Genomic DNA, 6,179 nt, shown 5'->3' with positions numbered 1-6,179 from the left:
ACCCAGCCCAACCCCCACCCGATGCAAGGAGCCCCACGATCCGCACCACCGCACCGTGGGGGCCTACGGGGGGGCGGCCCCCGGACAGATGAAAAGGAGCCGGGAAGACGCCAAAAGCGTCAACCAGGCTCCAAGTGGAGGTGCCGGGAATCGAACCCGGGTCCTCCGTCGCTTCACCAAGACTTCTCCGTGCGCAGTCCGCTATGCCTCTGCTTGGCTCCCTCGGTCTCGCGAACTAGCCGAGGTGACGAGCCCAGCCGCTGTTCGATGTCCCACCAGGTCCCGCGGCCGGACCTGGCGGTAAGAGCCTCCTAGTCGATGCCGGATTCCGGGACGGAGGCGTTCCCGGTCCGACAGAGTCGCTCCTCGCTCAGGCGGCGAGGGCGAACTCGCGCTGACTCTTGTCGGCGCTTATTAGATTGCGGCGACGCTCTCGGTGGTCTCCCGCCTGCACCGGCACGCTTCCCTTGGATCACCGTACGGAGTCGAAACCGTTCACCCCCTCGTTGCGGCCGTTCCTTCTCGACCGCGCGGTCCGTACAGCATAACGTCCGCTCCCCCGCGGATCATTCCAATATCGGCCTACGAGATTTCCGCAGGTGGGAGCTTCAGCAGCCGGGCGGGTGCGTCGTGCAGGACGCTGCGCAGGAACGGGGTGCCGAGCCGTTCGTCGGCGGCGGCCCACCCGGCGATGGCGGCGAGCTGCTCGGCGTACGGGTAGGGGATGTTGGGGTAGTCGGTGCCGAGCACGACGCGGTCCCGCACGGGCACGAGCCGGGCCGGCCAGTCGGCGGGCAGCGGGCTGAACCGCTCGGTGAAGGCGACGCCGACCATGGTGGTGTCCAGGTGCACCCGCGGGTGCTCGTGGACGAGCCGGAGCGCGGTGTCGTACTCGGGCATGCCCGCGTGCGCGAGGACGGCGGTGAGCAGCGGGTGCCTGCGCAGCACTTCGCCGAACACGTCGAGCCCGGTGTGGTCACCGGGGATGGGCCCGTGCCCGCAGTGGATGACGACGGGCGTGCCCGCTTCGGCGAGCACTCCCCAGGTCTCGTCGAGCAGCGGGTCCCGCGGGTCGAACTTCCCGACCTGCACGTGGACCTTGATGCAGCGCGCCCCGGCGGCGAGGGCGTCGCGCATGGCGCGTTCCATGCCGGGTTCGGGGTAGAGCGTCGCGGTGGGCACGGCGCCCGGCGTGCGGTGCCCGAAGTCGAGGGCCCACTCGTTGAGCCAGGCGGCCATGCCGGGCTTGTGCGGGTAGACGAGCGGCGCGAACGCGGTCACCCCGAGTTCGCGGAGCAGCCGCAGCCGGGTCGGTTCGTCGTGCCGGTAGGTGACGGGCCAGTCCATGCCGTAGTGGGTGCGGGCCTGGTCGAAGTAGGACCACACCTTGTGCAGCACGCGTTCCGGCAGGAAGTGCGTGTGCAGGTCGACGAGCCCGGGCAGGCCGAGCCGGTCCAGCCAGGGCCGCACTTCCGCGTCGGAGGCGGGCCCGGCCGGGATGCTCACCGGCGGCCCTTGCGGATGCGGCCGATGTGGCGCTGCATCTCGCGGTCGGCGTCCCGCTTGGCCATGTCGTGCCGCTTGTCGTGCGCCTTCTTGCCGCGGGCGAGGGCGAGTTCGACCTTGGCCTTGCCGTCGGAGAAGTACATGGACAGCGGGATGAGGCTCAGCCCGCTCTCCTTGATCTTCCCGACCAGGCGGAGGATCTCGCCGCGGTGCAGCAGCAGTTTGCGGGAGCGCCGCGGTTCGTGGTTGGTCCAGGTGCCTTCGGTGTACTCGGGGATGTGCGCGTTGCGCAGCCACACCTCGCCCTGGTCGACGGTGGCGAAGGCGTCGACGAGGGAGGCCTTGCCCTGCCGCAGGCTCTTCACCTCGGTGCCGGTGAGCACGATCCCGGTCTCGTAGGTGTCCAGCACCGACCAGTCGTGCCGCGCCTTGCGGTTCTGCGCGATCTGCTTGCGCCCGCGTTCCTTCACCATGCTTGCAACCTTAGCTACCCGTGTCTCGTGCGCGGCGGGACCGCGGCACGGCGCCGGTCGTGCTCGGCCCGCGCCGGGCGTAGAGCGAAGCAGCCGCCGAGCCTCGTGGTCAACCGGGTTTTCCCGGTCTGGAACGCGAGGAGCGGCCGCGCGCGACGAGCCCGGCCGCTCCTCGCGGTGGTTTCCGGGGTCAGAGCCGCACGTACAGCCGCAGCGTCACGTACCCGGTGGTCGCCGAGATCGCGGCCGCGACCAGCAGCATGATCGGCGAGACGGCGGCGATGTCGCCGTAGCCGATCTCCGGGATGATGCCGGTGCCGAACACCGGCGACATGACCCTGTCAATGAACGCCGCCTTCGAGATGAGCAGCCCGATGATCGCCAGCAGCGCGCCGATCAGGCCGGACACCATCGCTTCCAGGAGGAACGGCAGCTGGGTGTACCAGCGGGTGGCGCCGACGAGCCGCATGATGCCGGTCTCGGTGCGCCGGGTGAACGCGGAGAGCTGGATGGTGTTGGAGATCAGCAGCAGCGCCGCCATCGCCTGCACCAGCGCGATCGAGAAGGTCGCGTTGCGCACGCCGTTGAGCACGCCGAACAACCGGTCCAGGTAGTCGGCCTGGTCGACGACGCTGTCCACACCGGGCTGGCCGTCGAACTTCTGCTGGATGGCCCCGAACCGCTCCTGGTCGGTGAGCTTGATCCGCAGCGAGGCGGGCATCGCTTCGACGCGGGCCACGTCGCGCAGTTCCGGCATGGTCTCGAAGACCTTGTTGAAGTTCTCGAACGCCTGCTCGCGGTTCTCGAACTTGACGGATTCGACGCCGGAGGAGCGGGTCAGCTCGGACTTGAGGTTCGCGCAGGGCTGCTGCGTGCAGTCCGCGTCGTTGGCGCTGACGTCGTCGGTCATGAACACGACGACCTCGACGCGGTCCTGGTAGACCTCCTGCATCCGGTCGATCAACCGGACGACCAGCAGACCCCCACCGAGCAGGCCGACCGAGATGGCCGTGGTGAGGATCATGGCGATGGTCATCGTGACGTTGCGCCGAAGGCCGTTGACGACCTCGCTGAATACGAAGCTCGCGCGCATCTTGGTGTGTGCTTCCTGGCTGGGTTCGGGGGTGCGGGGCTGCTCAGCGACCGACGCCGTAGACGCCGCGGGCGTCGTCGCGGATCACTCTGCCGAGGCTGAGCTCCACGACGCGGCGCCGCATCGAGTCGACGATCGAGTGGTCGTGCGTCGCCATGACCACCGTGGTGCCGGTGCGGTTGATCCGCTCCAGCAGCAGCATGATGTCCTGGCTGGTGTCGGGGTCGAGGTTGCCCGTGGGCTCGTCGCACAGCAGCACCAGCGGCCGGTTCACGAAGGCGCGCGCGATGGCGACGCGCTGCTGCTCACCACCGGAGAGCTCGTGCGGCATCCGGTCGGCCTTGCCGTCGAGGCCGACGAGCTGCAGCACCTCCGGCACCACCTTGCGGATGGTGTGCCGCGGCTTCCCGATGACTTCGAGCGCGAACGCCACGTTCTCGGCGACCGTCTTGTTGTTGAGCAGCCGGAAGTCCTGGAACACGCAGCCGATCCGCTGCCGCAGCCTCGGCACCCGTCGTCGCGGTAGCTTCGCGACGTTCCAGTCGGCCACGAACACCCGGCCTCGGGTGGGCACGTCCTCGCGGAGCAGCAGCCGCAGGAACGTGGACTTCCCCGAGCCGGAAGGGCCGATGAGGAACACGAATTCGCCCTTGCCGACGCTCACCGAGACGTCGTCGAGCGCGGGACGGGTCGAGGTCTTGTATCCCTTGGACACGTGCTCAAGCCGGATCACGGGGCGTGAGTTTACCTGCGACCTTTCGGGGGACCGGCGCTCACCCGGACCAGTCACCAGGAGCGCCGGTACCGGGTCCATCTCCGCTGGTCAGCTCGTGATCAGCTCACGCACCGCAGCTTCCGGACGGAGCAACGCCCTCACCCGTGCGGGCGGCACGCGTCGCGGTCCGCCCGGCGGCCTCAGGCCGCGGAGTCCTGCTGGCGGCGCCAGCGGATGCCCGCTTCGAGGAACCCGTCGATCTGGCCGTCGAGCACGGCGTCCGGGTTGCCGACCTCGAACTCGGTGCGCAGGTCCTTGACCATCTGGTACGGGTGCAGCACGTAGGAGCGCATCTGGTTGCCCCAGCTGGAGCCGCTGTCCTTGAGCGCGTTGAGCTCGGCGCGCTCCTCCTCCCGCTTGCGGGCGAGCAGCTTGGACTGGAGCACGCGCAGCGCGGCCGCCTTGTTCTGCAGCTGCGACTTCTCGTTCTGGCAGGACACCACGATGCCGGTGGGGATGTGCGTGATGCGCACGGCGGAGTCGGTGGTGTTGACGCTCTGCCCGCCGGGACCGGAGGAGCGGAACACGTCGACGCGGATGTCCTTCTCCGGGATCTCCACGTGGTCGGTCTCCTCCACGACGGGGAGGACTTCGACGCCGGCGAAGGAGGTCTGCCTGCGGCCCTGGTTGTCGAACGGCGAGATCCGCACCAGCCGGTGGGTGCCCTGCTCGACGGACAGCGTGCCGTAGGCGTAGGGGGCGTTGATGCGGAAGGTGGCGGACTTGACGCCGGCTTCTTCCGCGTAGGAGGTGTCGTAGACCTCGACGGGGTATTCGTGGCGTTCGGACCAGCGCACGTACATCCGCATGAGCATCTCGGCGAAGTCGGCGGCGTCGATGCCGCCCGCTTCGGCGCGGACGGTGACGACGGCTTCCCGCTCGTCGTACTCGCCGGAGAGCAGGGTGCGGACTTCGAGGGCGTCGAGCTCCTTCTTGAGCCGCTTGCGCTCCTCGTCGGCCTCGTCGAGCCCGGCCTGGTCGCCTTCGTCCTCGCTGAGCTCGTAGAGGACTTCGACGTCCTCGACCCGCTGCCGCAAGTCGCTGATCTTGCGCAGTTCGGCCTGCCGGTGCACCAGCTGGCTGCTGATCTTCTGCGCGTACTCGACGTCGTCCCACAGGTTCGGCTTGGCCGCTTCGGTTTCGAGTTCGGCGATCTTCGCCCGCAACTCGTCTAGGCCCATGACGCTCTCGATGCCTTCGAGCGTGGTGGACAGGTCCTTGATATCTGCGGCGACGTCGGGATTCACAGTGTTCGAGGGTACTTCACCGGCGGGCGGCTTCCCACGAGGACGGCCCCGGTCGGCACCGGTGTCCCCGCCCAGGGCTGCGGTGGCGCTCGCGGGCGGGGTTCCGGATCATTCCCCAGTGCTCATTCCGGAATGCTGTCGAGCAGCTTCACGATGGCCCGGTTGTGGGCGACGGTGAAGTCGGCCGCGGCCTTCTCGTAGGGGTCGGTGGCGGCCTTGGCGGCGTTCTTCGCTTCGTCGAGCCGGGCGGTGTACTGCTCGCGGGCGGATTCGACGAGGGCGGCGCGCTGCTTGGGCGTGAGCGATCCGGCGTGGACGAGCCGCAGGATCAGCGGGCTGCGCACGTTGTCCGGGCCGGGTTCGGTGTTCAACCACGACTTGAAGGCGCGCTTGCCGGCGGCGGTGATCGCGTACTGCTGGCTGGAGCGCGGTCCTTGCTTGCCGAGGCGCAGCAGCCCGGATTCGGTGAGCGCGGGAAGTTCCCGGTACACCTGGCTGCGGGTCACGCTGAAGAATCCACCGAATCGTTCGGTGGCGGCAGCGACGAGCTGCCCCCCGGTCTTCGGGCCGTCGTGCAGCAGCCCCAGCAGTGCGGCGGATGTCGAGTTCAGCTCAGTCACGAATCCACCGTGCCACGGCCCTCGCAGGCTGTCCACAATGGTCGGCCTCTCTGTCCACTGTGGTTGCAATGGGCTGGTCCGAGTGGACCATCCGTTGTGGCGCAGCGTGAGCGGGTGCCGCCGTTCCGGCGTGCTTCAGCGCACATCGCTCTGCCATCGAGGGGAACGTCCGTGGGCGCGGGCGCCGTGGCGGGCCGCACCGGGTGTCGCGCGCGGTGGTGATCGCTACCTGATCGTGCGGTCTACCTGCACGAAACGGTGCGTTGCCGCGGCGGGGCCGCCGATTACCGGGAGTGACGTCCATGCTGCGGCGGTGCGCCGACGCTCGCCGGTCGCGTTCGGACGGAGGTCGTGCTGCCCGGAACCGAGCCCCGCCAACGCTTTTCCGCTTGCCCCGGCAAGGATCCTCCCGCTCGCCAGGACCACTGCGCCGTCTGCCGTCCCCCGTACTCCCCTCCCCGGCAC

At 69.1% G+C, this 6,179-nt stretch carries 6 protein-coding genes and 1 other RNA gene; all 7 read right to left on the bottom strand.

Annotated features, from left to right (window positions below; genetic code table 11):
• Positions 1-132 precede the first annotated feature (132 nt).
• Positions 133-503, bottom strand: a transfer-messenger RNA (tmRNA) gene (ssrA, locus tag LCD33_RS27995).
• A 79-nt stretch (positions 504-582) separates the two neighbouring features.
• Complete coding sequence (locus tag LCD33_RS27990) at positions 583-1,500, bottom strand: amidohydrolase family protein (RefSeq protein ID WP_374201690.1); 918 nt, start codon at positions 1,498-1,500, stop codon at positions 583-585.
• A 2-nt stretch (positions 1,501-1,502) separates the two neighbouring features.
• The gene (gene smpB, locus LCD33_RS27985) at positions 1,503-1,979 is read right to left on the bottom strand and encodes an SsrA-binding protein SmpB (RefSeq protein WP_224963001.1); all 477 of its coding nucleotides are present in this window, start codon (positions 1,977-1,979) and stop codon (positions 1,503-1,505) included.
• 190 nt (positions 1,980-2,169) lie between these two features.
• The gene (gene ftsX / locus LCD33_RS27980; protein ID WP_224962997.1) at positions 2,170-3,072 is read right to left on the bottom strand and encodes a permease-like cell division protein FtsX; all 903 of its coding nucleotides are present in this window, start codon (positions 3,070-3,072) and stop codon (positions 2,170-2,172) included.
• A gap of 43 nt (positions 3,073-3,115) precedes the next feature.
• Positions 3,116-3,805 carry a cell division ATP-binding protein FtsE gene (gene ftsE, locus LCD33_RS27975; RefSeq protein WP_224962995.1) on the bottom strand — a complete coding sequence of 230 codons (690 nt, stop codon included), beginning with the start codon at positions 3,803-3,805 and terminating at the stop codon, positions 3,116-3,118.
• Between the two features lie 182 nt (positions 3,806-3,987).
• On the bottom strand, positions 3,988-5,094 hold the full coding sequence (gene prfB, locus LCD33_RS27970) for a peptide chain release factor 2 (RefSeq protein WP_224962993.1): 1,107 nt from the start codon (positions 5,092-5,094) through the stop codon (positions 3,988-3,990).
• Positions 5,095-5,216: 122 nt separating this feature from the next.
• Positions 5,217-5,714 (bottom strand): PadR family transcriptional regulator, encoded by a 498-nt coding sequence (locus LCD33_RS27965; protein ID WP_224962991.1) that lies wholly within the window; start codon positions 5,712-5,714, stop codon positions 5,217-5,219.
• Between the last annotated feature and the right edge of the window lie 465 nt (positions 5,715-6,179).

Origin of the sequence: Saccharopolyspora sp. 7B (assembly GCF_020177435.1) — a bacterium.
In the GTDB taxonomy this organism is placed as follows: domain Bacteria; phylum Actinomycetota; class Actinomycetes; order Mycobacteriales; family Pseudonocardiaceae; genus Saccharopolyspora_C; species Saccharopolyspora_C gregorii.
This window is presented reverse-complemented; position numbering and strand designations above follow the sequence as displayed.

Excerpts from the sequence above, each read along its gene's own strand:
- smpB (WP_224963001.1), bottom strand. The coding sequence starts at position 1,979 with ATGGTGAAGGAACGCGGGCGCAAGCAGATCGCGCAGAACCGCAAGGCG.
- ftsX (WP_224962997.1), bottom strand. The coding sequence starts at position 3,072 with ATGCGCGCGAGCTTCGTATTCAGCGAGGTCGTCAACGGCCTTCGGCGC.